Origin of the sequence: Microcoleus sp. AT9b-C3 (assembly GCF_036705485.1) — a bacterium.
GTDB lineage: Bacteria > Cyanobacteriota > Cyanobacteriia > Cyanobacteriales > Microcoleaceae > Microcoleus.
Window position 1 is genome coordinate 1 of sequence record NZ_JAUBUR010000023.1, and the last position, 26,856, is coordinate 26,856.

Annotated in this window: 22 protein-coding genes; 12 read left to right on the forward strand and 10 right to left on the reverse strand. The window is 46.7% G+C overall.

The window, feature by feature from the left end:
- The first annotated feature begins 344 nt into the window (after positions 1 to 344).
- From modB to QUB77_RS19940, 6 genes are all read left to right on the forward strand, one after another.
- Entirely contained in the window at positions 345 to 2,165 is a 1,821-nt protein-coding gene (gene modB, locus QUB77_RS19915; protein ID WP_333180376.1) for a molybdate ABC transporter permease subunit, read from the forward strand.
- Between the two features lie 90 nt (positions 2,166 to 2,255).
- Entirely contained in the window at positions 2,256 to 2,654 is a 399-nt protein-coding gene (gene msrB, locus QUB77_RS19920) for a peptide-methionine (R)-S-oxide reductase MsrB (RefSeq protein ID WP_333180377.1), read from the forward strand.
- A gap of 275 nt (positions 2,655 to 2,929) precedes the next feature.
- Entirely contained in the window at positions 2,930 to 3,658 is a 729-nt protein-coding gene (pyrH, locus tag QUB77_RS19925) for a UMP kinase (protein ID WP_071884014.1), read from the forward strand.
- Positions 3,645 to 4,193 (forward strand): ribosome recycling factor, encoded by a 549-nt coding sequence (gene frr, locus QUB77_RS19930; protein WP_333180378.1) that lies wholly within the window; start codon positions 3,645 to 3,647, stop codon positions 4,191 to 4,193. The genes pyrH and frr overlap by 14 nt, the downstream gene beginning before the upstream one ends.
- Positions 4,194 to 5,142: 949 nt before the next feature.
- Positions 5,143 to 5,595, forward strand: coding sequence for an NADAR domain-containing protein (locus QUB77_RS19935; protein WP_333180379.1), 453 nt, complete (start codon positions 5,143 to 5,145; stop codon positions 5,593 to 5,595).
- Between the two features lie 371 nt (positions 5,596 to 5,966).
- Entirely contained in the window at positions 5,967 to 8,972 is a 3,006-nt protein-coding gene (locus QUB77_RS19940; protein ID WP_333180380.1) for a GAF domain-containing protein, read from the forward strand.
- Positions 8,973 to 8,979: 7 nt separating this feature from the next.
- On the opposite strand, the gene QUB77_RS19945 is transcribed toward QUB77_RS19940, so the two are convergent.
- From QUB77_RS19945 to QUB77_RS19955, 3 genes are all read right to left on the reverse strand, one after another.
- The gene (locus QUB77_RS19945; protein ID WP_333180381.1) at positions 8,980 to 9,756 is read right to left on the reverse strand and encodes a pentapeptide repeat-containing protein; all 777 of its coding nucleotides are present in this window, start codon (positions 9,754 to 9,756) and stop codon (positions 8,980 to 8,982) included.
- Positions 9,757 to 10,016: 260 nt separating this feature from the next.
- Entirely contained in the window at positions 10,017 to 10,661 is a 645-nt protein-coding gene (locus tag QUB77_RS19950; RefSeq protein ID WP_333180382.1) for a pentapeptide repeat-containing protein, read from the reverse strand.
- A gap of 525 nt (positions 10,662 to 11,186) precedes the next feature.
- A complete protein-coding gene (locus tag QUB77_RS19955) occupies positions 11,187 to 11,309 on the reverse strand; it encodes a hypothetical protein (RefSeq protein WP_333180383.1) in 123 nt (40 codons plus the stop codon).
- 435 nt (positions 11,310 to 11,744) lie between these two features.
- Here QUB77_RS19955 and QUB77_RS19960 point away from each other — a divergent pair, with 435 nt between their 5' ends.
- Entirely contained in the window at positions 11,745 to 12,182 is a 438-nt protein-coding gene (locus tag QUB77_RS19960; protein ID WP_333068711.1) for a helix-turn-helix domain-containing protein, read from the forward strand.
- Between the two features lie 297 nt (positions 12,183 to 12,479).
- Here QUB77_RS19960 and QUB77_RS19965 read toward each other — a convergent pair whose 3' ends face one another.
- Positions 12,480 to 12,833 carry a metal-sensitive transcriptional regulator gene (locus QUB77_RS19965; protein ID WP_333180384.1) on the reverse strand — a complete coding sequence of 118 codons (354 nt, stop codon included), beginning with the start codon at positions 12,831 to 12,833 and terminating at the stop codon, positions 12,480 to 12,482.
- Between the two features lie 178 nt (positions 12,834 to 13,011).
- Here QUB77_RS19965 and QUB77_RS19970 point away from each other — a divergent pair, with 178 nt between their 5' ends.
- From QUB77_RS19970 to QUB77_RS19980, 3 genes are all read left to right on the forward strand, one after another.
- Complete coding sequence (locus QUB77_RS19970) at positions 13,012 to 14,256, forward strand: HhoA/HhoB/HtrA family serine endopeptidase (protein WP_333180385.1); 1,245 nt, start codon at positions 13,012 to 13,014, stop codon at positions 14,254 to 14,256.
- A 77-nt stretch (positions 14,257 to 14,333) separates the two neighbouring features.
- Entirely contained in the window at positions 14,334 to 14,984 is a 651-nt protein-coding gene (locus tag QUB77_RS19975) for an RNA ligase family protein (RefSeq protein ID WP_333180386.1), read from the forward strand.
- 153 nt (positions 14,985 to 15,137) lie between these two features.
- Entirely contained in the window at positions 15,138 to 17,546 is a 2,409-nt protein-coding gene (locus QUB77_RS19980; RefSeq protein WP_333180387.1) for an EF-hand domain-containing protein, read from the forward strand.
- A 233-nt stretch (positions 17,547 to 17,779) separates the two neighbouring features.
- Here QUB77_RS19980 and QUB77_RS31830 read toward each other — a convergent pair whose 3' ends face one another.
- Positions 17,780 to 18,049, reverse strand: coding sequence for an NACHT C-terminal alpha/beta 1 domain-containing protein (locus QUB77_RS31830; RefSeq protein WP_445251780.1), 270 nt, complete (start codon positions 18,047 to 18,049; stop codon positions 17,780 to 17,782).
- Positions 18,050 to 18,122: 73 nt separating this feature from the next.
- On the opposite strand from QUB77_RS31830, the gene QUB77_RS19995 reads away from it, so the two are divergent.
- On the forward strand, positions 18,123 to 18,554 hold the full coding sequence (locus tag QUB77_RS19995; protein WP_333180390.1) for a hypothetical protein: 432 nt from the start codon (positions 18,123 to 18,125) through the stop codon (positions 18,552 to 18,554).
- Positions 18,555 to 18,743: 189 nt separating this feature from the next.
- On the opposite strand, the gene QUB77_RS31835 is transcribed toward QUB77_RS19995, so the two are convergent.
- From QUB77_RS31835 to QUB77_RS20015, 5 genes are all read right to left on the reverse strand, one after another.
- Positions 18,744 to 19,034, reverse strand: coding sequence for a type II toxin-antitoxin system PemK/MazF family toxin (locus tag QUB77_RS31835; protein ID WP_445251781.1), 291 nt, complete (start codon positions 19,032 to 19,034; stop codon positions 18,744 to 18,746).
- A 26-nt stretch (positions 19,035 to 19,060) separates the two neighbouring features.
- Positions 19,061 to 19,291 (reverse strand): ribbon-helix-helix domain-containing protein, encoded by a 231-nt coding sequence (locus QUB77_RS20000; protein WP_333180391.1) that lies wholly within the window; start codon positions 19,289 to 19,291, stop codon positions 19,061 to 19,063.
- 117 nt (positions 19,292 to 19,408) lie between these two features.
- Entirely contained in the window at positions 19,409 to 20,602 is a 1,194-nt protein-coding gene (locus QUB77_RS20005; protein WP_333180392.1) for a glutathione S-transferase family protein, read from the reverse strand.
- 235 nt (positions 20,603 to 20,837) lie between these two features.
- The gene (locus tag QUB77_RS20010; RefSeq protein ID WP_445251782.1) at positions 20,838 to 21,719 is read right to left on the reverse strand and encodes a tetratricopeptide repeat protein; all 882 of its coding nucleotides are present in this window, start codon (positions 21,717 to 21,719) and stop codon (positions 20,838 to 20,840) included.
- 358 nt (positions 21,720 to 22,077) lie between these two features.
- Complete coding sequence (locus QUB77_RS20015) at positions 22,078 to 25,341, reverse strand: ATP-binding protein (protein WP_333180394.1); 3,264 nt, start codon at positions 25,339 to 25,341, stop codon at positions 22,078 to 22,080.
- Between the two features lie 396 nt (positions 25,342 to 25,737).
- Here QUB77_RS20015 and QUB77_RS20020 point away from each other — a divergent pair, with 396 nt between their 5' ends.
- Positions 25,738 to 26,670: a circadian clock protein KaiA gene (locus QUB77_RS20020; protein ID WP_333180395.1), complete on the forward strand. Its 933-nt coding sequence runs from the start codon at positions 25,738 to 25,740 to the stop codon at positions 26,668 to 26,670.
- The last annotated feature ends 186 nt before the right edge of the window (positions 26,671 to 26,856 follow it).

A 26,856-nucleotide genomic window follows, 5' to 3' on the forward strand; every position in this document is an offset into this window, starting at 1 on the left:
CCGTGTCTGCGGTTCTATAGCCTGCGGTCTCCGGTTCAATCGCCTGACTCTTTTAAGATACAAGGGGCGGGTTCACCAACAATATCTAATTCCCACCAACAATCTATATAAACCCGCCCTCACACAACAGATAACCTTGTGTATTCAAAGAGGTACATTTCGATTGGCGGTTGAGTGGGGGCGGGTTTACGAGATTATTGGTATTAGCCGGAGATTGTTGGTAAAACCCGCCCATACGAGCGAATCCCAAAATTATACATTTTGATTTATCTGTGTGTGGGGGCGGGTTTAGGAAATTATTTGTTTGAGGCAATTATTGTTGGTGAAACCCGTCCCTAGGATTTATGGAATTTGATATTTCTCCCCTCTGGATATCTCTAAAAGCCTCCGCTATTGCGACATTTATTACCTTTTTCCTGGGAATAGCCGTCGCCCGGTGGATGCTTTCAACTCGCATCAGAGGTAAAGCTTTGATTGAAGGGATTTTCATTTCTCCCTTAGTTTTGCCGCCGACTGTAGTGGGATTTTTGCTGTTGCTGCTGTTTGGTAGAAATGGGGCGATCGGGCAATTTTTGCTACAATTCGACTTAACTATAATTTTCACTTGGCAAGCTGCCGCCATTACTGCCACAGTTGTATCATTTCCCCTCATGTACAAAACTGCTTTGGGAGCTTTTGAGCAAATTGATGCCAATCTTCTCAATGCAGCCCGTACTTTGGGAGCCTCGGAGTGGCAAGTCTTTTGGCGAATTATGTTGCCGCTAGCATGGCCGGGAATTTTAGCAGGAACTATTCTCGCATTTGCTCGCGCTTTGGGTGAATTCGGCGCGACGTTGATGTTAGCGGGGAATATTCCCGGACAAACTCAAACTATCCCGATGGCAATTTATTTTGCTGTGGAAGCAGGGGATATGGGGCAAGCTGCTATTTGGGTTTTGATTATTCTGAGTATTTCTTTGACGATGCTCACTGCTGTTAATTTTTGGACTGATTTACAAAGGAGATCGCCCAAACCGAATTCGAGCCAAAGACTGCGATCAAATCTTCCTACATTCGCGTCTAATTTTACCACAAAATCCCAAAAAAAACAACCGGAAAGCGGACTTTGTTTAAACATTTTCAAACCTCTCTCCAGCTTGGCGTTAGATGTCAGTTTCGATATCGGCCCGGAAGTGCTGGGAATTTTGGGCGCGTCGGGTTCTGGAAAAAGTATGACTCTGCGCTGCATCGCTGGTTTGGAAACTCCCAGCAGCGGTAAAATTGCAGTCAATGGCAGGGTTTTATTTGACTCAGCACAGGGTATTAATGTAGCTTCTAAAGACCGCCGGATTGGTTTTTTGTTTCAAAACTATGCTTTATTTCCTCACCTGACTGTGGCTCAAAATATTGCCTTTGGCTTGCAGCATTTATCTGAAAGCGAGCAAAAACTTCGGGTAAAAGAACAGCTAATTTCGGTGCAAATGTCGGGACTGGAAAACCGCTACCCGCACGAACTTTCGGGGGGCCAACAGCAGCGGGTGGCTTTGGCGAGGGCGATCGCCCCTTCTCCCGAATTGCTGCTGTTAGACGAACCGTTTTCTGCTTTGGATACTCACTTACGCAGTCAACTGGAACGCGAGTTAATGCAGACTCTGGCTAATTATCGGGGAATTACTTTGTTTGTCAGCCACAATTTAGAGGAAGTTTACCGGGTGTGCAAAAATCTGTTGGTGTTGGCCGAGGGCAGACCGATCGCCTTTGATACCAAAGAAAACATTTTCGATCGCCCTGGCAATTTCACTGTCGCCCAGTTGACGGGCTGCAAGAATTTCTCAGCAGCTAAACCGATCTCCGTAACTGTCGTGGAGGCGATCGACTGGGGCTGTACTCTGACTGTAGTCGAACCAATTCCCAAATCTTTAGTTTCTGTGGGAATTCGGGCTCATCAACTGAGTTTTGTTAGCGGGTGCGATCGTGAAAATACTTTTGCTTGTTGGATCGCCTCGACTGTGGAAACTCCGCACCGGGTGACATTATATCTCAAATTGCACTCGCCTCCCAATGATTCCCAAGATTATCACTTGCAAGCCGAAGTTTTCAAGGAAAAGTGGAGGGCTATTAAGGACAATCCTTTTCCCTGGTATGTTCATTTCGAGCCAATTAGGTTAATATTAATGGAAGCCTGAGTTAACTAGCAATATAACGTTAACCGTCAACACTCAACAGTTAACCGTCAACACTCAACAGCTAAATACATCTTAACCAAACCTCAAATCATGACTGAAAAAGTTAAAAAAACCGACGCAGAATGGCAACAACAACTCACGCCAGAACAGTTTAAAGTCACCCGCAAAAAAGGAACGGAAAGAGCTTTTAGCGGCGAATATCACGACAACAAAAAAACCGGAATTTATAAGTGTATTTGCTGTGGCACAGAGCTATTTAAATCAGAAACCAAGTACGATTCCGGTACCGGTTGGCCGAGTTTCTACGCTCCCGTTAGCGAAGAAAATGTCAAGTGCGAGTCGGATAACACCTTGTTCATGCGCCGAACAGAGGTACTGTGCGCTGTTTGCGACGCTCATCTCGGTCACGTATTTAACGACGGGCCCAAACCTACCGGTCAGCGTTACTGCATGAATTCTGCTGCTCTTAATTTCGTCCCCAAGGATTGATTCTTTTAGGGGCGGGCTAGAAGCCCAACCCCTACTCCCCACAAAAAATCAATCCGGTTGTGGAACAGGCATCTTGCCTGTTCACCTAGCATTCACTGAGAAAAAATTAATCCGGTTGTGGAACAGGCATCTTGCCTGTTCACCTAGCAGCCCACGCCACAAACAAATTCTCTGGCAGCAAAAGCAGGATGCCTGTTCCGGGCAATTGATGTTCAAAATGCACCCGTACTGCTATCTTATGGTGGAGGCAAAAAGAGTAAAAAAATAGTGGCGGCATGGGGATGGTTTATCAGCGAGTTTTGCTGAAGCTCAGCGGTGAAGCGCTTATGGGTAGCTTGGGCTACGGCATCGATCCGGTAGTCGTTCAGTCGATCGCCCAGGAAGTTGCCAAAGTCGTCTCGCAAGGCATTCAAATCGCGATTGTTGTCGGTGGCGGCAACATTTTTCGCGGGGTGAAAGCTGCTTCGGCAGGGATGGATCGGGCAACGGCTGATTATGTGGGCATGATTGCTACGGTGATGAATGCTATCACTTTGCAGGATGCCCTTGAACAAGCAGGAGTGCCAACGAGGGTGCAATCGGCGATCGCCATGCAAGAAGTAGCTGAACCCTACATCCGGCGGCGGGCAATTCGCCACCTCGAAAAAAAACGAGTAGTGATTTTCGGTGCCGGTTCTGGCAACCCTTTTTTTACTACTGATACTACAGCCGCTTTGCGGGCGGCGGAAATTGATGCAGAGGTGATTTTTAAAGCTACTAAGGTAGATGGGGTGTACGATTCCGACCCCCACCTCAACCCCAACGCGCGCAGGTATCAAACCCTCACCTATGCCCACGTCTTGAATCAAGATTTGCGGGTGATGGACAGTACGGCGATCGCCCTTTGCAAAGAAAATAATATTCCTATTATGGTATTTGACCTCTCGGTGTCGGGCAACATCTACCGAGCTGTAATGGGAGAATCTATTGGAACTCTTGTCGGAGGTTTTTGTGAAGTTAGCTGACGCAGAAGATCATATGCAAAAGGCAGTTGAGGCTACTCAACGGTCTTTTAATACTATTCGGACGGGACGGGCCAACGCCTCTCTCCTCGATCGAGTCATGGTAGACTACTACGGCTCTCCAACTCCGATCAAATCCCTTGCCAACATCGGCACCCCGGATGCGACTACGATCACCATTCAACCGTTCGATCGCACAGCGCTGACCTCGATCGAAAAAGCAATTTCCCTGTCCGATGTAGGACTCGTTCCCAACAACGACGGTTCAGTTATTCGCTTGAACATTCCGCCGCTGACGAGCGACAGACGCCAAGAATTTGTCAAAATGGCCGGGAAGTTTGCTGAAGAAGGTAAAGTTGCAATTCGCAATATCCGCCGCGATGCCGTTGACTCGATTCGCAAGCAGGAAAAAAGCAGCGATATCTCTAAAGATGAATCCCGCGACTTGCAAGATAAAATTCAAAAGCTGACGGACAAGTACATTGGCAAAATAGAAGAAGTTCTGGCAGCGAAAGAGAAAGATATCACGACTGTTTAGGGAATCGGAAATTTGGCAGGGGGAATAGGAATAGTTTTGAGATTGCCGAGATCCGGCCGCGAACAACGAGCAAACGCTTAATGATTTGTCAGTTGTGAGTTAAAAACTCAAGATTTAACACTCATTAACTTACCAATTCCTCCTGTCCCATGACCAATCACCCATTACCAGTTGTCCGGTGAAGGAATTAGTCCTGCCATTGTTAGCGGATTTAAGGCTGCTGAGGCGATCGATCGAGCTCTTGGGGTGCCGACGACGCTAAGGAGCCGTACACTCAATCGATCGCCCAAGAATGCAACACTGATATGGTTTGGGCTAGTCGCTTGCCCAGAGCCTTCTATCAGTTTACAGGAGCTGTTTATCAAGCGGGCCTCCAATTTCCGAGGACTACTCAGTTGCTCAGCAAAATTTTGTGTAGCGAACAGCTTATGCCGATATCGCTAACCGCGCTTTTCATTCTTCTGAGGCCGTTTTATAATGAAGGAAGAGGGAATAATAAATACTCTTAAATCCCCATTGCTTATTCTTGATTTCAAATTCTTAATCCTTAATTTAAAAATAGGAATTACGCACTAAGCTAATCCGCCTTTAAATTGCATGGCTCAATAAAATTTCACTCTTGTGGAGTGGGCAGGAAAGCCCGCCCTCAACACAAAACTTAAATGCACAACAGCTTATTCCTCAGAAAGCCAGTTAATTCCTAGATTTTTACTTGCCCAACCCGCTTTTTTCCAATAAACTGGGTTTAAAAGCGTACCTGCTATTTTAAATAAAGTCTATGCGAGGAGTTTTTAATACAAGCCCCGCGCTACTTATACAATCAATCTCAAATACTCCTGGAGGCAACAAGTGGTTTGACACGTTACTAAGAGCGCGGTAAGGCGCTTCAGGGGCAGCTTAAATAATTACATTCTACCTACATCCTGTAAAATATAAAATCTCAAATCTAATGATAGTTTACTTTTATAAAGTAGAGGAGCCTTACGGCTGCTTTTCTAATTTTTCACTACATGACATTTCTCTGCACGGTCAATATTGGTTGACTGTGGAACATTACTATCAAGCCCAAAAATTTGTCACCACTGATAAAAGATTAGTCGCGGCGATTCAAGCCGTAGCAACTCCTCAAGAAGCAGCTAAATTAGGTCGCGATCCGAACCACCGGATTCGCGCTGATTGGGAAGTGGTGAAAATTCCCATTATGCGCGAAGCAGTTTTAACTAAGTTTCTCACTCATACAGACATTCAAGCTATTCTCCTCGCCACAGGGGATCGAGTGATTGTCGAGGATTCGCCAACGGATTACTACTGGGGGTGTGGCTGCGATCGAACCGGTCAAAATCATTTGGGTAAAATTCTGATGAGCGTGCGCCAAGAAATTAGTCAGCGCCTTGCGCGCTGATAGAAACTCAAATTCTTTCGTTAATTATCATTATATGAAGTTATACAACAAATGTCAAGTTATCCTAACAATGAAGAATTCTCATAGTGAAAGTTTAAGATTGCGAGAAATTTATAAGAGCATTAAAATAATAATAATTATTTGCTTAACTCGCTCTGCCTGTTGAAGGCAAGGATTAAACTGGCGCGATCGCAGATTTTCCTTACGCCAGTGCGCCAGAGGCGATACACCGTCGTCTCTCAACGGTGCGCTAGCCATTAATTGTACAGATCGGTTGAGTCAAAAACTCAGGGTGAGGCATTGGAGTAGGCTCGCGACCACAGCACCTCAAAACTTCTTATTATCATTGTATTAAGTACAAAAGGAGATTTATGCAACTCAGAGAAAATACGCAAGAATTACATTATAAACTAGACAGAGAAGTTTTGATACGGCGGATAACAGAACGCATCCGCCAATCTCTAGAATTAGAAGATATTTTAACCAGTACGGTAGCAGAAGTGCGGTCTTTTTTGAAAACAGATCGCATTATGATTTACAGGTTTAGTGCTGACGGCAGTGGAGAAGTTGTTGCTGAGTCAATTAATAACAACCATCTCCCTTCCTTGAAAGGCCTGCACTTTCCAGCAGACGACATTCCCGCCAGCGCCAGGGAGATGTATGTCACTTTGCGCCAGCGGACAATAATAGATGTTAACTCAGGGACGATCGTCCTGAGTCCCCTCGATGCTGCAGACACCGGTCAACCTTTAGTAAAGGAAGAGATGCACTACAGATCGCTCGATCCTTGCCACACAGCTTACCTGATGGCAATGGGAGTGCAATCTTCCTTAGTCGTACCGATTTTGCACCGCAGGATAGCGTCGGAAAACAGCAAAACAGATATCTGCGAGGCGGCCACGTGTCTGACTCGATACGAGCCAGGAAATAATCAAAAAATTCACATCGAACTGTGGGGACTTTTAGTGTCCCACCACTCCGCGCCCCTCAATATTTCACCCGCAGATTTAGAAGTAGTTCAGCTCGTATCAGATCAATTGTCTAGCGCCATCGCCCACGCACTTCTCCTCCAGCAAACCCGCTCTCAAGCCGCCCGCGAAGCTACCGTGAGCCGCATAGCAGCCCTGTTGTACGGTCACGTCAACATTCAACTGCAACAGGGTTTAGAAGCCACCGTCACCGCTTTGGGCGGCAGCGGTGGCAGACTCTATCTCAACCAGCCGAAAATCAACGGTGAAAAGTTATCCGCTCCCAAGATTGAAGGAGAATTGGCAATTGCCCCGACCCACCGCGATGCTACCTTTGAACTGTTCACCACAGGAGAGCAACCGACACTTCCCAATTGGGAAAAAGTTAAGGCGATCGAAGCTCATCCCCTCTGGCAGAAATGGCTAACCAAAGGATTTAAAAATACTGAAGAACTTCCCAACATTTCAAATTTTACTAAGTGTCAATTTCCAGTTTTGATAATTACTGACTTATACAAAGAACCTCTATTTAGAGTTTTAGTTCCCTCTTTCCAATCTACTAAAATTAGGGGTTTGCTGGTAATTCCCCTCCAGTACAAACAACAAGTAGTTGGCTGTTTGACCATTTTTCGCAATGCAATTGATACCGAAAAAATGTGGGCGGGGCGGTTTGACAGCAGCGTGGCACAAACCCTTCCCAGACAATCCTTTGAAGTCTGGCGAGAAATAAAAAAAGGTCAGTCGCCCGAGTGGAAGTACGAGGAAATTGAGCAAGCTTTAGCTATAGGCAGCCAATTTTGTTCGGCAATTGGGCAGTACGTTCTTTATAAAGAAGTGCAAACCCTGAATGCCAACTTGGAGCGCCAAGTTCAAGAACGTACCGCTCAATTGCAACAATCCTTGGACTTTGCCAAAGTATTGACGCGAGTTAGAGACCAGATTCGCAGCACCTTAGATTTAAAAATCATACTGCAAACTATTGTGCGAGAAGTCAGAGTTTTGTTGGATACCGATCGCACGGTAATCTACCAATTTACAGCAGAGAAACAGGGCGAGGTAGTTGTCGAAGCTGTTTGCGGCGAGTGGTCGTCCATTTTAGGTATCACATCTCCACAAGAATGCTTTCCCGAAGGCTCAGACTGCTTTTATCGAGCCGGACGGGTGCGAGCAATTAATGATATTTATACTGAGGATTTAACACCCTGTCACCGCGAATTTTTGGAAGAGTTGCAGGTGAGAGGAAGTTTAATTGTGCCGATGAGAGGCAAAGATTCCCAATTGTGGGGGTTGCTGATTGCCCATGAGTGTTCGGGGCCGAGAGTTTGGCAAACAGCAGAACAGGAATTGGTGCAACATTTAGCTGCTCAAGCTGCGATCGCCATTCATCAAGCAGAACTTTATCAAGAAAGTCTCAATGCAGCAACTGCCGATCGATTAAAAGCCGAACAGCTAGCTAAAACAGTCACAGAACTGCACAATACCCAAGCCCAACTGATTCAAACCGAAAAAATGTCCAGTCTCGGACAACTCCTGGCGGGGGTCGCCCACGAAATCAATAACCCCGTTAACTTTATCTACGGCAATCTGTCCCACGCCAGCGAATACACCAAAGATTTACTCTGCTTGGTGGAACTCTACCGCCAGCACTACCCCACTCCCCACCCAGAAATTAGCGAATGTGCCGAAGCAATCGACATCGAATTTCTTGCCGAAGATTTGCCAAAAATTTTGGGTTCCATGACAGTCGGAGTTGAACGCATCCGCCAGTTAGTTGTATCTTTGCGTAATTTTTCCAGGAGCGATCAAGCCGAGAAAAAAGCCGTTGACATTCACGATGGCATAGACAGTACCCTGTTGATTTTGCAGCACCGGATCAAAGCCAATTCTGAGCACAACACCGTAGAAATCATTAAAGAATACGGCAATTTGCCCTTAGTAGAATGCTATGCCAGCTCGCTCAATCAGGTATTTATGAATCTGATCGGTAATGCCCTTGACGCCCTAGAAATGGGAAAAAAAGAGCGAGTTATGAATCTTCCCTTTAAAGCGGCAAGTGGAGCGGCGACGCATTTAAGCTCCCAAATGCTGCCTATCGAGTCAGGAGATATAAATGCCACCACCGAGTGTTTGATTCCTGATTTCCCATCCCCCTGCATTCGGATTCGCACTGAATTAATCGATGAAAAAACGGTAGGAATTTGCATTGCCGACAATGGTCACGGTATCCCCAAAGAGTTAATCTCTCACATATTTAATCCGTTTTTTACTACTAAACCCGTAGGTCGGGGCACGGGTTTAGGACTGTCTATCAGTTACCAAATTGTAGTTGAGAAACACCTAGGCGTACTTAAGTGTGTTTCTGTACCCGGTCATGGTACAGAGTTCTGGATCGAGATTCCGCTGAATTAGGCAACCGTCAAGGCAAGATTAGCTTCACCAGCACAGAACCGATCGAACCCAGAAGACTCATAAAGTTGCCACCGCCGCCCGTGCGGGGCTCCATAGGCTTTTGGCGCGCAACAATGGCTTCGGCTAACTGCTTTGACAATTCCTGACCTTGGGGATTTCCTTGATCTGCAAAGAGTTTGTTTGCTCGATCGGCGTCTTGAGTCGCGCCGGCGAAGTCTCCCAAGTCAGCGCGAGACATACTGCGCGCAAAATAAACGGCTGCTAAATCCGATTTCAGATTCAGGGCTTGATTGTAATAATCAATGGCGTTTCTGTAGTTTCCTGCTTGAGCTTCCAGCACTCCCAACCGGTAGAAGTCTTCAGCCGTGCCGATATTGGTTGGCATTCCTCTAACTCCGAGCAGTTGCGCGTTATTTAAATTAGCGCCTTGCAAATTGGCGTCGCTGAGATAGGCACTTCTCAAGTCAGCACCGCTGAGGTTTGCACCGCTGAGGTTCGCCCCTGTCAGGTTGACGCCAAACAGGCTGGTGCCACTGAGGTTGGCACCGCTGAGGTCAGCCCCAGTGAGGTTGGCTCGACTGAGGTTAGCCAACCTCAAGTCAGCACCTTTGAGATTGGCTCCTGTTAAATTGGCTAAAACCAAGCCTGCACTGCTGAGGTCGCAGTTGGGGCACTGTCGGGTGGCTAGTAATTGTTGCGTGTGTTGGATGTTCTCGGCGGGTGCAGGAGCGATCGGGGCGATCGCGCTCAGCAGCGTTGCAGCAGCGAGGATTCTAAGTTTCATTTTAACCGTCCAAAATCCAAAATATTAAATCTAAAATAGCTTTTATCCAAGCAATTGAAAATCACCATAACACAAGTTCACCCAACAAATCTTTTGACTCGCCGTATGTAGGAGTTCTGTGCGCCATCAGCACCCTACATTGAAGTTCTCGGTCTTACCTGAGTGTCAAATAAAGATTTCGCTGCCAATAAATTAGGGTAATGAAAACCTCATTACCCTTTAGCCGCTGTTCTCGGCAACCATAAAAATTAACAAATAAATTAGTCGTGAATCGTGCCGTCGGGCATCGTTGTACCCTTAAGATATACTCCGCTCAGGTTAACTTTTGTAAGGTTTGCTCCCAACAGGTTTGCTCCGCTTAAGTCTGACGCACTTAAAATCGCTTCAGTCAAGTCTGCCCTAATTAGACTCGCCCCCATTAAGTCGGCTCCGCTAAGGTCTACTTTGCTCAAGTTTGCGCCAATTAAATCGCATTCTGTGAGCACCGCCCTACGCAAGTTTACTCCGTAAAGATTTACTCCGTGCAAGTCTGCACGGCTGAGTGTGGCCCGAGATATGTTGGCTCCAATTAAAGTTGCTTGGATCAGGGAAGCTCCGCTCAAGTCTGCTTTGCTGAGGTTCGCTCCCATCAACTCAGCTCGATGCAGGTTAGCTTCAAGTAAAAGTGCTTCTGTGAGGTCGGCTCCACCTAAGTCTGCTTTGCTCAAATTAATCTTGGACAAATTGGCTTTGCCAAAGTTGACTCTGTTGAGTTTCGCTTTGCTGAGATTGGCTCCTATCAGGTCGGCTTCATACAGATTGGCTCCAATTAATTCTGCTTCGTAGAGGTAGACCTCGTGCAGGTAGACCCCGCTAAAATTTCTTTCTCCTATTGCGTATAGCTTGAGCAGTTCGTCAACGTTCATTGTGGCTTCTCTACACCTTTTAAATGAAGAATACTGTCAGCAAGCTGGTTGCACCGGATGTTCTGCAATTTTAGATTCTGAAATATTCACACTAGCCTGAAACTTCCCTCAATATGCAAGGTTTGAGTATCAATTAGATAGTGTGGTGAGGGTGAAAGACAAAGCTGCATTATCTTTTCCCTTTGGCTAAGAAATATTTTTAAAAAATTTTAACAACAACTTCGATCGCACTTCCTAACTAAATCCCAAAGATTCTACGTGGAAACTCCGAGCTAACCCATAACTTTTTCTGGATAGTTGAGCTTACTGAGTAGTAATGTGACCAAGATCACAAAGCAAGCTTAGTAGGATCACATAGAAACCCCCCTTTCGATCACAGCAGGCGGGCAAAAATAGCCGATACTTATACTGTAAGGCTGAGAAATTGACAATGCCACCCTCGTCGTGTTTTACTCAGGCGATCAAGCCAGTAGTTTCACAGATACTTGCCCGCGGCAAGAAAGTCGGTTGCAACGTCACTCGGCGCTACCCGCTCTGACCGATGAGAGTGCTGATATCTAAGGATTTTTCGCACAGCGAAAGCCAAAAATGCACTTCGGGGACTAGGGGAATGTCTGTATAAAAATGCGATCGCTGGTGTACAGACATTCGCTTGTTTGCTCGCACCTAATGACTAAAAATCGCTCATACGTTCGCAAAAAATACCAATAAATACCAGGAAAACCATGATAGATGTTTAACAGTAAGAGAATAAATGGTATTCCTTAAGAGTCACCTATTGCCGCTAATGTTACAGTCGCTCGGTTAACGGCTATCAGTATTAGCAATGACGCTTGTCCATCAAATACAAAACTGACCCAGAAACCGGGTTTTTTACCCAAAAAAATCGTTGCAACCTTGCTCCAGGTTAAAATAATCTCGTTCCTGAGCGTCTGAGTGCCTCCAGGAAGGAAAAAGTTTAATGAGAACGATCGCTTTTGTATTGCTTCAGGGCAAACAAAGGGTCAGCATTTAGGATAGGAGCAGCTTTCGCTCCCTTGTCAAAAAAAGGTATTGTAGAACGCGAATCGTGAGGTAATTGATATGGCTGGAGTATGTAAACTTAGCATCACAGAGACAAGTGAAGAGCTAAAAAACCTGTTAACTGAACAAAAAACGGCAAGCGGCTTTCAAAAAATTCAAGCACTTTACCTGTTCAAAATTTGTCATGTTAAGACAGTTAAAGAATTGGCAATGACGATCGGGGTCAATCGAATTACAGTCCAGCGGTGGCTGAGAAAGTACCGTTCTGACGGACTCGAAGGACTCCTCGAAACAAAGCACAGCGGCGGCCGTAAGCCGGCCATTCCTCCTCTGGCCCGCGCTAGTTTGGCAATGCGCCTCAGCGACCCCCAGGAAGGTTTTAAAAGCTATGGAGAGATTCAAGAGTGGTTGCAGCAGGAATACAGCATTGAAGCTTCCTATAAAGCAGTTTACGCAACAGTCAGATACCACCTAAAAGCCAAGCTGACGAAAGTCTAGACAGTTCATACCAAGTCGGATTAAGCACCGATTATCTAATTGTTTGCCGTCAGCTTTTGAAGATTTTGAGGATTTGCGTCATCACGACAAACCTGACAAATTCTTTTTTAACAAAACTCGCTCTCATAAACTGCGGAGCATATAACTTATATGTTGTGGCAATGGGGGTGAGGGGGAGAAGATTTGATGCTTTTCCCCTGTTTGTGAAAGATGCTCAAAAAAAGCGTCATAAATCATAACTTGCAAGTTTTTTCTAATTTGCAAGTTTTGTTATATCGATGTAAAAATTGGCAGCGACTAAGGCAAAAACCGATCCAAAGCCGCTTTCAACTCTTCGATTTCCGTATCGATATTACCTTCTTGAGCGGCTCTGGCAATGCACTCAGTTAAATGTTCGTCAAGAATGATTCTCGCCACGCGATCGAGCGCGCCTCGAACCGCCGCAACTTGCACGAGAACTTCGGGACAAGGACGGTTTTCTTGCACCATTGTTTTAATACCTCGGACGTGTCCCTCAATCCGAGACAAGCGATTTACCAGCCGCCGCATCGATTCTTCATCGTGATGGTGAGGGTGGGCTGATTCAGCGTCGTGATGGTGGTGGGAAGTTGAGGGCAAGGATTTGTCAGTAGAAGTATCAGATAGAATCATTGGAGTTACGAGGGAAATTTTAAAAGTTAGAATTCAGAATAGGTTGAGTTTGTGCGGGCTCGTGACTCATGTATTGTAACTGTCAAAATATATTTAGGATCTTCATAGTGGCAGATTATTGAGCCCGCACGATCGCACACCTTTACCAGACTAACCCAGACTAACAAAGATTGACGCTATGCGACTATTTAAGTTTTTTCGCCCCGCACCTCGAACGGGTGCTCGTTGGTTCGCCCTAATTTTAGGAATGACGATCGCCCTGAGTGCGTTAGCAATCAATGCTGCACCCGCTGCCGCCGCGACGTTCACAAATCCCCCTAACTTACAGTTTCAGAGTTCCGCAGCCACTCTCCCGAATCCGCAACTGTTAGCGCTGCGGGGCGGGGAACTGCCAGGGGATACCGGCAGTTTTGTGACGGCTGCAGTCGATCGAGTCGGGCCGGCAGTTGTCCGCATTGATACCGAGCGCACTGTCAGCCGCAACCTCGACCCTTTAATGGAAGACCCCTTCTTCCGTAGATTTTTAGGAGAAGATTTACGGAGCATGACCCCCAGACAAGAACGCTTACGCGGTCAAGGTTCCGGCTTCATTATTGACAAAAGCGGGATTGTTTTAACCAACGCTCACGTAGTTGACAAAGCCGATCGAGTGACTGTCACCTTAAACGACGGCAGGACATTTCCAGGAGAAGTGCAAGGTACTGACGAAGTAACAGATTTGGCTGTTGTCAAAATTAATACTAAGCAATTAGACTTGCCGACTGCCACCTTGGGAGATTCCGACGCGGTGAAAGTAGGAGATTGGGCGATCGCCGTGGGCAACCCCCTCGGATTTGACAACACCGTCACCTTGGGCATTATCAGCACCCTCAAACGATCCAGTGCAGCCGTCGGCATTCCCGACAAGCGGCTCGATTTCATTCAAACCGACGCCGCCATCAATCCCGGCAATTCCGGCGGCCCGCTGTTAAACAGCAGAGGAGAAGTGATTGGCATCAACACGGCGATTCGAGCTGATGCAATGGGTATTGGCTTTGCGATTCCGATCGACAAAGCCAAGGCCATCTACGCGCAGTTAGCCAAGGGAGAACAAGTCAGCCATCCGTTTTTGGGGATTCAGATGATTGCTTTGACTCCTGAAATGGCCAGAGAGAATAATTCTGACCCCAACGCTCCTTTGATTGTGCCGGAAGTCCAAGGGGTGTTAGTGATGCGAGTTGTGCCAAATACGCCTGCTGAGAAAGCAGGGATTCGCAAAGGGGATGTGATAGTTCAAATAGACGGTGAGGGAGTGACTGAGGCCGAACAGTTGCAAAGTTTGGTGGACAACAGCACAATCGGTCAAATTCTGAAACTGAAAGTGCGCCGCGGTTCCCAGATTAAAGAACTTGCGGTTCAAACTGCTCAATTGAGAGATTTTTAGGGAAGAAGGGGAAGGGGGGAAACTGTTAGAAACCCTTTCCTTCTTCCTTCTTCCTTCTTCCTTCTTCCTTCCTCTATATGACACGAGTTCAACTTGCCTATCCCAAAATTCCCGCTAGTAAAAATTGCCCTAATGAACAATGTATAGCTTTTGAGAAATACGATGGCACTAATTTGCATTGGGTTTGGGAAGTCGAACTTGGTTGGTATGCTTTTGGTACGCGCCGCAGTAGATTTGACTTGGATGAGATGGGAATTGCAGAATTTAATGCTGCACATCCAGGTTTAGAAGCAGCACCGGAAATATTTAAAAGAGACTTTTCTAGTCCCTTAGAGTCTATATTTCGAGAGAACGAACAGTATCACTGCGCTGAAATTACTGTGTTTACAGAGTTTTTTGGTGCTAACTCGTTTGCGGGAATGCACCAAAAAGACGATCGCAAACAACTGGTGCTTTTTGATGTGGAAACCGATCGCGGTATGGTTATTCCCGATCGGTTTATTCAGGATTTTGGTAACTTAAATATTGCGCGAGTGATTTATCGTGGCAAATTAACTGGCAAGTTTATGGACGATCTTCGCAAGGGGAAATACGGTGTAGATGAAGGTGTGGTGTGCAAGGGAGGCCGCAATGCTAATAATCTGTGGATGGTGAAGATTAAGACTGATGCGTATATGCAGAGATTGCGGGAAGCTTTTAAGGATGATTGGGAAAATTACTGGGAGTAATATCAAACTGATAGATTAACTGTCACAAGCCAAAGTGGGAGATATCGGCAACCTCCTTGCATTTGACAATATCGTTGCGTAAGTCATTAGGAATTAAAGTATATTGGTCATAATCAATAGACAGCCAATAAAAAAATCCGGGAAGATTTAGTTATGACATCTGTGCAGGTTGAAAAAAAAGCCATGACTGAAGAAGATGTGGCAAAGTTATGGGAAGCGTTCCAAGTATTTGACGCGGACGGGAGCGGTGCTATCTCATCAGAAGAACTGGGTCAAGTGATGCGATCGTTAGGCCAGAGTCCTAACGAAACCGAGCTGCGCGACATGATCAAAGAAGTGGATGTAGACTTGTCGGGCAGTATCGATTTTGAGGAATTCAAAGCACTGCTGGTGTCCCAGCAAGGCGATCGCCAGAGTCGTCTCAAACTAGCATTTAGTGTATTTGATGAGAATGGCAGCGGTCAAATCACCAGAGACGAACTGCACGGCGTCATGAGCCAGTTTGGGCTAACAGACCAAGAACTGGACGAGATCATCAAAGAAGTAGACCATGACGGCGATGCCTCAATTGACTTTAAGGAATTCTGCAAACTGGTACCCGATGAGTCAGAGATCGCAACCGGATATCAAGACTCGCCGGTTCCGGTTGTCAGTACACAGACAACCGAGATTTCAGATAGTACAGCGGCTGCGATCGCAAGTACAGCAACTGCTATCAACGAGGCAGCTTCTGCCACTATTGAACCTAATCTAGAAGAAGCACCCACTCATAGCAATCCAGAAATAGCGCGGCTAAAAGAACTACTCGCGCAACACCCACAAGCCCAGAAGAAGCGCGGTACGTCCCGCTTGCAAATGCAGATTGGTTTGTTTCGCCTGATCCAGGGAGCAGCCTACCGCAGCTTCCGCGAGAGTTTTTCGGCGAACCACGAGACTCACCTGCGCGTGAGAAACTTGCCATACAGAATCGTTGATTTTGTGCAATTTGTCAGGACTGCGATCGCGCTTTATAAAGGATTGGGTGTAGTAGAGTCTGCGTGCAACCCTGTACTTGATGCAGTAGTGAAATCGATCGAAGATGAATATGCCCGACTACAAGATCGCATCAAAAACTGGAAGACTATAGAAAAAACTCCAGAAATGTTGGCCGAACAAAAAGCCATGTTGGAGGCGCGAGGTAAGTCTGCAACTGCCAAGGAAAAGTTTGCCGCGGGAGTCGAGTTTGCCATCACCATCAAGAAGAAAAGTCTCAACTTGCGTGACATCGCCGAGGGTGTGCTTGCCATCAACGAACTCAACCGATTGAGAAAAATGGAACTGAGTGAGGAAATGGCACCGCCACCAGCCAAATCAGAAGGAGATCCAAAAGAGTACCTGAAGAAGTGGAACCGCGTCATCCTCTCGGATGCCTCAGAGGAAATCGATGGTGCGATGATGCCAGTGGCATATTGGTATGAAGACTTTATGCCGAAGCTGTTGGCTGCCTTCAGCGTCAGCACAGCAGCAGACATCCCCTTGAACACGGTGCCAGACGAAGCAGCTTTAAACCAGTGGTACGAAGCGACTAAAACGTCAGGGGAATTTGGGCGGTATGGGGCGGATGTTGTAGAAAGCTTTCCCAAATGCGCTCCAAAACAGAAGTTGATGCTTAAACAGGCATGGCGCTTGACGCACAACTACCTGAATGGGGTACAGAAACGCCGCGAACGCTTGGAGTTTGGCCGCGAGTCTGGCGAACTTTCGCAATATGTATCGTTCATCGACGTGTATATTGATCGCAGTGAAGTAAAGAATTCACAAATGCGCGTCAGCTTCCCTTACTATATTGGCCCTGCGGTGTGGCGTTTCTTCCACACTACGGCTGAAATCGTCTCTACCAAGACCCCCCAACAGCAAAAAACTTTGGTGGCAATCTTCAAGGACTTTTTCAAACTGTTTGCCACTATGTATCCCTGCCCCTACTGCCGCCACCACCTCAACGCCTACGTGGTGCAGAATAAAGAGGTGGAAATGTACCCTGTGGAGTACCTCGTGCTTGGCCGCGACCCGCGTCTGAATAACTTTGAGGTATCAATGGAGGCGAAGCTTTCCACCGTAGTAGATGGCGATTCCCTGCGCTTATTCTTCTGGAAGCTGCACAACACTGTTTCTTCATCAATTGCGCGATCGGAAGAGTGGTATCACAAGGATGAGAAAGCATTTTATACCACTCGTTATTGGCCCAGCATTGACTCTGAGCTAGCACGAGCCAAGGCCCTCAAACACATTAGCATTGCCACCGATCGAATGTACCGCCTCTACGGTATGCTCAAGCCTGCGGCACGACTGACAGGGGTGAGAGCAACATTGCAAAAGCTGTTGGATAAGCGGGATGAGGAAGGCATCAAGGAGGCCTGCTTAGTTGCCCAAGATTACATCAAAGAGTTGGAGGAGGCGATCGTCACGGGACAATTCCTACAAGAGACATACTACTTTGACCCTGACCTTGTGGATGAAGCTCCCGTCTTCACTCCTGAAGAAGAGGAGTTTGCTCGCAGCGGTGTGTTCGTAGAGGTTGCTTAGATATCAGCTAAAAAGTTAAGCTTAAAAGCTTAACTTTTTAGCGATTATAAAAAACTAGACAAATTAACGTGATTAACATTCTGAGTGGATTTATAGCAGAAGGAAGAAGGAAGAAGTCGATGTAAAAATACAATTCCAGGCAATTGTTTGAGCGCTCTAGAACGTCCTTACGGTCTTGGCGGTTGCCAGGGAGGTGGCAATGCTAATAATCGGTGGATGGTGAAGATTAAAACTTATGCGTATATGCAAAGATTGCGGCAAGCTTTAAAGCGTGTGAGGGCATCCAGAAAAGTTTGGCTAAAACCTTGGATAACGGCGATCGCATCTTCGTAGAAAATGAGGATGGGGTGTTTCTCCCACTCTAGGAGTCGAGAGTAGATTTTGAGTTCCGTGAGGGTGCGGGGCGATGCCTTCTGTGGATTTGGGGCCGTGGTGTTTTTTGACGAGTTGCAGGTAGATGTCGGCGGCGGGGCGATCGGGTTTATCGAATTTGCTGCGATGATGCAAAGGAGTTGGAGGGTTTAGTCGAATCTTTGCGGCAGTGGTAAGATGGAAAAATGAATTCAATGTTGTTTTATGTCAAATCCTGAATTGGCTAAACAGCGGCAGTTATCCCGTGATGAGAATTTTCAAATGAAAGTTGTGATGACTTATGATGAGATAGCTGGCTTATGCCAGCAGCTTGGATACAGGGACAAGTTGCGTTTGGCGCAACTGCTGATACAGCTAGCCAGAAAAGAAGAAGAAACTCAAAACGCCCAACACGGAATTGAAGAGAACCCGAAAGACTTCTCGAAACCTCTAAATAGTTCGGAAGTAGTTGAATATGTTTTTGAAAGGCTCATAAAGTTAAAGCCCACCAAAATAAGCTCACTTAAGAATTCAATCGCCGCCATGTTTCAATTTCAAGGCGGAATTTCTGAGTCGGAACAAGAAAAAATAATATCTCAACTCCAAAAGTTAAAATATATACGAATTGATGCCAACAATAGAGTCACATATTTATAGTTTAAACCGCAAATATGAAGATAAATAAACTCATGGTCGCCACAATGTTCACAGAAATAAAATCCAAATTCCCGTTTTCGATCCCGCTTACACTGATGCCAAAGGCCGCAATGTAGGAAAAATTTTAACACTCCAAAAATCCTGCGTCACTCGATGCTATATTTGTCACGCCCCAGCATTTGCATTCCCCTACTCTTCAAGTTCTAAATATCGAGCCAAAATCTGTTTAATTTCTGGTATTTGTTGCAACTCCAATTGCCCAAGACAGCGCACAAGTCTGCGTTTATCAAACGTCATCGGATCGACGCACACGATAAAACTGTCGGTATTCAGACCATTGAGAGTCGAAGGAATTACTGGCAAAACAATGGGTCGTAAATGCTCGTTTGGAACAGCAGAAGTGATGGGCAGAACTGTGACTTTACTGCGTTGATTAAAAGCAGTTCCTGAAATAATTACGGCCGATCGACTCTTGCGGATTTCTGTACCGACTCAAGGATCGAAATTCACAAGCCAGATGCTTCCCAGTCGGTAATCGCTGCTTGCTGCCATGCTTCATCCTCATCGGTTAATTCATCGCTCAGTTCATCCAGCAATAAACAGGCTTCTACCATTGCCTGCTGTTCTTGTTGTTTGCGCCATGCTTGCAATAAAAGCTCAATTAGCCGACTGCGATTTTCTACACGATCGTCAATGTAACGCACTAGCTCATCAGGCAAAGAGATAGATACTTTCATATTATTTATGCCACTTTTAATACTACCCTTGGTCGCACATCGATCGAGCAGATAGCAAGCTGATGAAGTAGAGCAGCAGCAACGCCGATTTTGTCTGATTCCGATCGCCCTAGAATCCTACACAAAATTAGCCGGATCTTGATCTCGCCGATGCTTCAGCAGAATCGGAGAACCTTGGCCATCACCCACCAAAGCCGCCGTTTCCTCCAACGCTTCCCTCAGCCGCTTGGCGGCGTAGATCGACATATCGCGGGGCACATTCACCCGATCGCGCAAATACCGCAAAGCCGCATCAGAACCAGCAGGCGGCGTACAAACTTCGCCAGTCATCATCAAAGTTAAAGCACAACGCAAAGCCTCATCGAATAAGTTGTCATCAGCAGGATTGACTCGAACGATGTTGCGGTGGTGCTTAATGACGCGGTGGAGTGCTTCAGCGCGGGAGGTTTCCGGTTCAGGGTACATCACATCCGGCAGTCCAGCCCAAGGCCCATTATCCACGCGGGCTTTATTGAGAAGCATCTGAGGTTCGCCGTTTTCATAACACCCGCCCATCTGAGGCGGTAAATCGTGGACGTGCGTGTGAAAATCGCTCTGAGTGCCGCGATAGGTAGGGCGGGTTTCCATCGCCGCAAACCAGTCAGCAAAGCGCGGGTTTTCTTCCCGCATCGAGTAGCCTTTGTAGTAGTAAAGACTGGCATTCATCCGTTCGACGTAGGGCGTAAAGATCACATCAGCCGTGCCAAATTCATCGAGGAAATAAGACCCCGGAGTGCTGGCGAGAGCCTTTTCTACCTGGGCGACGACGCTGATAAATTGGTTGCGGTTGTGCTGTTCTACTTTTGCTGAACTTGCTGGGTAGCACAGCCAAGAGCACCAGGCTCTAAATAGCAGTCGTTCTAATCGCCGCAGGGGAATCACTGCGGGGTTTTCCATGCCCAAACCCAAGGGGCCATAGACTCGTTCGAGGGCGATTAAGATATCATCGCTTTCGGTGATGATGCGGCCGTCTAGTTCGATCGCCGGTAGCATTCCCGATGGCACTTTGCGCTTGTACCAGCTTTCCTTTTCCCCATAGCAGAACATAGTAACTTTCTCAATGCGGTAGGGGATTTGTTTTTCTTCTAACCACAACCAGATTTTTTGGCAGTAGGGACACCAAGCATGGTTATCGCGGTACAGCGTGACTCGCACATCGGATTCGGTTTTGCCGAAGAGGCGCAACCGGGATTGGGCGTTGGTGGGGCCGTTTGTGCGATCGACTTCAAAGTCTGTGAGGGCTTCTAATTCTGTCCAGCTTAGGGGGGTCATGCGATTTTAGATTTTAGATTTTAGATTTTAGATTGGAGAATTGAAGACAGAAACTGCTTTGTGGAAATAATAGAACTTACGCACCAACTCTATCTGTAGGGTGCGATGTGCGCGCACCTTACCCCTACCCATAGCGCATTCAACTATTTTTTGGTCTTAGTCCTGAATAAAATAGTTGGTGATCAGTTAAAAAAGGCTTTGAGGACTGAAGTCCTCACTACCAACTTAACTACAATTAAGGCGACATTTGGGCAGGGGGTGGGGTGTCTTGAATTTTAGCCAGTGCTGCTTTCATTTCAGGAGTTGCTAGCAACTTTTGGGTATCTGCGATTAAACGATCGCCCCAGAGGTTTTCTTTGAGATATTCTACGGTAGCATAGCGTTTGTCAAGTTTCAGAGCTGCTTCTCCCATCGCGAAGCCTTTTGCTTTGTCGCCTTTTGTATACAATGCTACTGCTATAGCTAGCATTGCTTCGGCTGCTTTGTCGTCGATCGCGATCGCTTGTTCCCAGCGTTTGATGGCGCTATCAACATCTCCCATTTCGTATTTGACTAATCCGATATTGTTAATAGCCGGCCACAGGTTTTTTTCTAAAGCAAAGGCTTTTTCGTATTGGGCGATCGCCTGATCGAACCGCTTCAACTTATAAAAAGCATTGCCTAAATCAAATAATGCACCTGGAGTGTCTGGTTTTAACTTTAACCCTGCTTGCAAATATTCGACTGCTTTCTCGTAGTTCGCTTTCCGAAAGTGAGCTTCTCCCAAGACAAATTTAATTGATGGATTTTCTGGCGACAGAGATTGAGCTTGCCCCAAAGCTTCAATGCCTTTGTCAAACTCCTCGACTTGAAGGTACAAGCTACCTAACAAAGTCCAAGTTTGAGCATTTTTGGGGGCTAACTGTGTGGCGAGTTCGGCTCTAGGTACCGCTAGTTGGTACTGCTGCAGTCTGGCTAGCTGGACGGCTTCTTCTGCAAGGCTCAAGGCCGTTTGTTCGAGTTGGGCCGAGTCGATTTGCAGGGTGTAAGGCAGGAGTGCCTGACAGGCAGCAGGCTCGGGCATTGCCCCCAAACCGAGTGCGAGTAGCAGAGATATTAAAGGAATGCGATTAGGCACTGTACAGCCCCAGAAAAAAATATAAGGGTTTCTCGATCGCCTATAATAACTCATATTTTTGAGTTTTGATATTGCTTCTTGACTCGCAACACTTCTGGGTTTTCATTTAAATACTTCTCAAATTATATTTACACTCAGGGTAGTCGTTTTTATTCACTGTTTTAGAGACGACTGATAATCTCACTAAAAACAGGCAAAATTATGAGTTATTATAAACTTGACTGACTTAACAAATAACGCTTCGCGGTTGACAGTTAAAGAGTTGCCAAATTCTGTTTTTCCTCATAAATAATAGTTGATTTTTACGGGTTGAGAAACGAGTTAATTCCTCACTACAAACCTGGCCACTTATTCATTTTCATGAACTTGAATGAGTTAATAAACTCTGTTGAATTTTGTCTAACAATTGTGCTGCCGATAAGGAAGAAGGCAAAATTTTGGCAGATACTTCTTGCAGTAGAAAGTCGATCGCCTCGGATTCCGAATTTACAGCAGACCGATAATCCCAGACTAAAATTGGCAGTTTTACTGCCATTTGGCGCAGGTTCGATAGCGCCTGCAACATAGCGGGGGATTCTGAGGGGGCATCTCGCAAACACAGCAAAACTAAGTCAACGCTTTGATATTGCAACTGCTGCAAAACTTCTGTCCAGCTCTGAGCGATCGACCCTCGAAATCCTGCTGTGTGGATGTACTGAATCAAAGCTTGAAAGTTAGGAGTAGAAAACTGGGAATTGGGGAGGGGAATCTCGGCATTTGTCGATCGATCGCAATGTTCCAATTCTTCCGTCGTTGGGTTTCGCCCAGAAGAGGAGTGCAAATCGGGTAAAGTCGAAATGTCGGCAAATAAAATGCTGGGCTTCCAACTCATGCCCGCAGCAACTTGAATCACTTGCCACAAAGCACTTGGCATTAACCCGGTTGGTGAAGTTTCACTGTCGTCGGGACTGCTAGTGGCTAAACAGGGAAATACCGACAATCCTTTGACTTGATTTGCCAGTTGGGTAGTTGGAGGGTCTAAAGTCACCAAGGGGAGAGAACCCAAATTTCGAGACCGACTTAACTGTTCGATAAAAGCTAAGGGGTTTTGCAGTTGACTTGTACCGTCTAAGACGATCGCGTCGGGCCGCCAAATTCTGGCCACGAGTTCTGCTTGGCCGAGGTCGTCTGCTTCTAAAACGCGGCAGTAGTTGGGGTTGAGCAGTAAAGCGGAACCGTGAGACGAACTGTTTTGCGGGCTGAGCCACAACACGGTTAAAGAACTCTTCACTTTGCCTGTACTGGCATTACTGTGGCCGATCAAGTCTGTCAGCAGCCGCCGCAAAGCGGGTTCTTCCACCGGCAAGCTCAAAAAGCCTTCGGCTCTGTTGACACTGGCCCGTTCTTTTTCGCCTCTGGTGGCCGTGACGATCGCCGGAATCGATCGGGTATCCGGGTCACTCTTGAGCAGCGTCAGCACGTCCCAACCCGACAGCAGTGGCAGCAGCGGGTTGAGGAAAATCGCTTCGGGACTGAACCTGCGAGCTTTTTCCACCGCTTCGGTGCCGGAACGGGCGACTATTACTTGGTAGCCCAAACCTGAGATGACGTTGGTTAAATCTTCGATATATTTGGGAACTGCTTCGACTATTAATACTAAACGAGAGCGAGAATTGGCGGTCAGAGTCGGATATTGAGGTTGTAATAATTCTTCCTCAGCGGCTCCTGGTGCCGAGACTTCTTCGCTGCTGTTTCCCGGAGGATTTGGTGGCAGCAGCAGGGTAAATTGAGAGCCTTGGTTTTCTGAGGAAATAAACGAAACGTCTCCGCCGTGGAGCCGAGCTAGGCGTTGAGTCAGTACCAGTCCCAGTCCGGTTCCTTGAAAGCGCCTGGTGAGGGGGCTTTCTAGCTGTTGGAATTTCTGAAAGATGAGGTGCTGTTTCTCGGCGGGGATGCCGATGCCAGTGTCCCAAACAGTGAATGCGATCCAGCCTTCCCAAACATTTACTTTTAATCCGATTTTGCCGCCGAGTTCGGTGAATTTTAGGGCGTTGGAAAGGAGGTTAACCAGCATTTGCCGCAGCCGCAGTTCGTCGGCAATTAAGTGGCTCAGTCCCGGTTCTATTTCGAGTGTAAACTCTATTTGGGTCGAGGGTTCTGCGTTTTCTGTACCGTCCGTTTTGCTGGGGGCGGGAGGGTTTTTTTCTTCTTGCTGTTGCAGTTGTTTTGCTTGTTCAAAGGCTCTTTGGCAGGTTGATGCTATTTCGACCGGTTCGGGAATTAGTTCTAGCTGCCCGGTTTCCATCCGAGTCAAGTCTAATATATCGTTAACTATTGTCATCAAATGCCGCCCGCTTTTATGGATTAGTTTGGCGTAGCGTGTTTGGCGATCGTTGAGTTCTCCGATCAATTTATCTTTGAGGAGGCTGGACAAACCGAGGACGGCGGTGAGCGGGGTTTTTAGTTCGTGGCTGATGCAGGATAAAAATTCGTCTTTTAGTCGGTTGAGGTGGATTAAATCTGCGTTTTTCGCTGCTAGTTCTTTGGCGACTAAATGTTCTTCGGTGACATCTTGGCCCATTACTAAAATTAGCTGGTCTGATAGCGGCTGTTTGACAAATTGCCAGATCCGTTCTTGGCCTTTTTGTACGGGGCACTCGCAAATGTAGGTATCGGGTTTGCCGGCGGTGGGGCACCAAGCTGCTGCGGTTAATGTTGAGGGGGAGGCGGCAGCGTACAGGGGCAGCGGGCAACTGGTGGCTGCTGTTGAATCACGTGAAGCGAAGCTATCCCGCAGGGAATCGCTCGATCTACTTGCTCCTACTAGGCTCCTGCATTCTTTGGTGATGCCCTCTAACTGCACGCTCTTGTATTCGCTTGTTAAATGGCTTGGTTTGCGGGGCGAGTGTTTACCCAAATTTGCTGCTGGTTCTGGAACTGGTTCTGGGCCTGCTCCCAGCAAAATCCGCCACGCTGCGTTTTGGCTGACTATTTGTGCGGTGGGGGTTTGCAATCTTAGGGGCAGGGGCAGTTTTTCCAGTAGTTCGACTAGGGAGTTCAGGTTTTCCGAAGGTTTCAATCCTGCTTCTAGAAAGCGCACTTGAGCGTCTAGGACCGTGGCGATTGCTTCGGAAATTGGTTTTTTTAATTCGATTTCTTTGACGGCTGTTGCCGGCTCTGTGAGGCGGCAGAGCGAGCTGCTGTTGAGTGCGGCGAATTGCAGCAGGCTCAGGCTGTCCAGCATTCCTAAAAATTGACCGCTGGCATCTGTGAGCGCGATCGGAGTGTTTGAGGAAATGCCGACGGTTTGGCGGTTTTGCCCGGCAGGGGTGTTCTGTTCCTCTGTTTGCAGGTACTGCCAGAATTCCCTGACGCTCATAGCGCCGGGTAATGCCCTGACTGGTTCGATCGCGATCGGGCTTTCTGACAAAGGTTGCTGCCCGTCGTTTGTGCGATCGGCTCCCCAAGCCCAAAGGCTGCGGAGGTACACTAATCCCAGCGGCTGTAGCTGTTCGTTGACTACTGCGACTCGATCGCAGTTGCAGGATCTGAAAATTGACTGCAGCGATTCTAGCGCAGCCGTTTGGTGGCACAGCGGCACTGGCTCGATAAAATTTTTGAGACTGGGGATGGTGAGTGGCATAACAAACCTGAGAGTCTGCTCGCGAGAGCAGTAATATTTTTGATGCTCAATGTAGCTGCGAATTTCTGTATCTTATTTGTTTTATATCAGTTCGCTATCAGGCTCGATATCTGCACCGAGACGGGGGAGTTCGATGCCTACGCCTGATTTGAGGCGACTAGCAATTATTTTAAGGCTTAAGCTTAATTGCAGAAATCACGCTCAGGGTGCTTGACACAAAAACCACAGAGTACACTTTGATTCTTCCTTTGGTAGAAGCGCATCACTTATTTTGCGGTTAAGATTGGTTAAAATAAATATTGAGATGATTGTTAAAATGTTAAGTTTTTTGTAAAGGAGATATCAACTCTGAGCGAGCCAGCACTTTCAGGCAACTTAGGTGGTGCACCTACAGCTTTGCTTCCTCAACTGTCTATCGGTATTTTTGTCCGCTCTGAGGAAATCGCAGCCTCTGCGATCGAGCTTTTGAGAGGCGAACGCTATGCTTTAACGCACATTAAGTCGGCAGTGGAGCTTTTGGGGTTCCTTAAGCACAATTATCACCTTGATTGTTTGGTTTTGGAGGTGGATGGGGATCTGCGATCGCTTCTGGGCAAGCTGCAAGAACGATCGATCTTTTTGCCTGCTGTGATTTTTTCGCCTCACCCGCAAGATTGCAGGCCCGAAGCACCATATTCAGATGGTTTTGAGGCCGCAGCCAGTACCCCCAACAAGAGTCAAGACGAAAGCTGTGCTTTTTTTTATCACCCTGCTGAGGTGCAACTGGCAATCGCTCGATCGAGCGAAATAGCTGCAGGTATCGATCGGGCGATCGCACAATTTCTGAAGCTTTCAACTCCGGTTCCTGTCAATTACCAATCCGTAACAATCGATGCGACAGCCCAATTGACTGCTCAAAGTTTGCTCAGCCGACAGCAGCGGCGGCTGGCGGAAAAATTACGGGAGCGATTAGGATACTTAGGTGTGTATTATAAAAGAAATTCCCAGATTTTTTTGAGAAATCTGTCGGGACCAGAGAAACAAAAGTTTTTGGAACAACTCAAGTCAAGTTATCGCGACATCGTTTTGAATTATTTTTCTCAAGATGCTGCGGTCAACAATCAAATAGATGAATTTGTAAATTTGGCTTTTTTTGCTGACGTTCCCGTGACTCAAATTGTAGAAATTCACATGGAATTGATGGACGAGTTTGCTAAACAGCTAAAAATAGAAGGGCGCAGTGAGGAAATATTGCTCGATTACCGCTTGACTCTAATTGACGCGATCGCTCATATGTGCGAGATGTATCGGCGATCGATTCCGAAAGAGACCTCTCAAGGTAGAAGGTAAAAGGGATTCGGCATAATTTAAGAAAGAAAAGGTAGAAGGTAGAATCTAACAAAAAAGAAAGGAGCCGACAAACGGTCGCGTGAGCGCGAGGCGGAAATTATTATAAAATAACAAAGAACAGCGGATTTAAGGCAAATAACAACTACAACTAACATCTGACAACTAATACTCAACATTTAAAAAAGT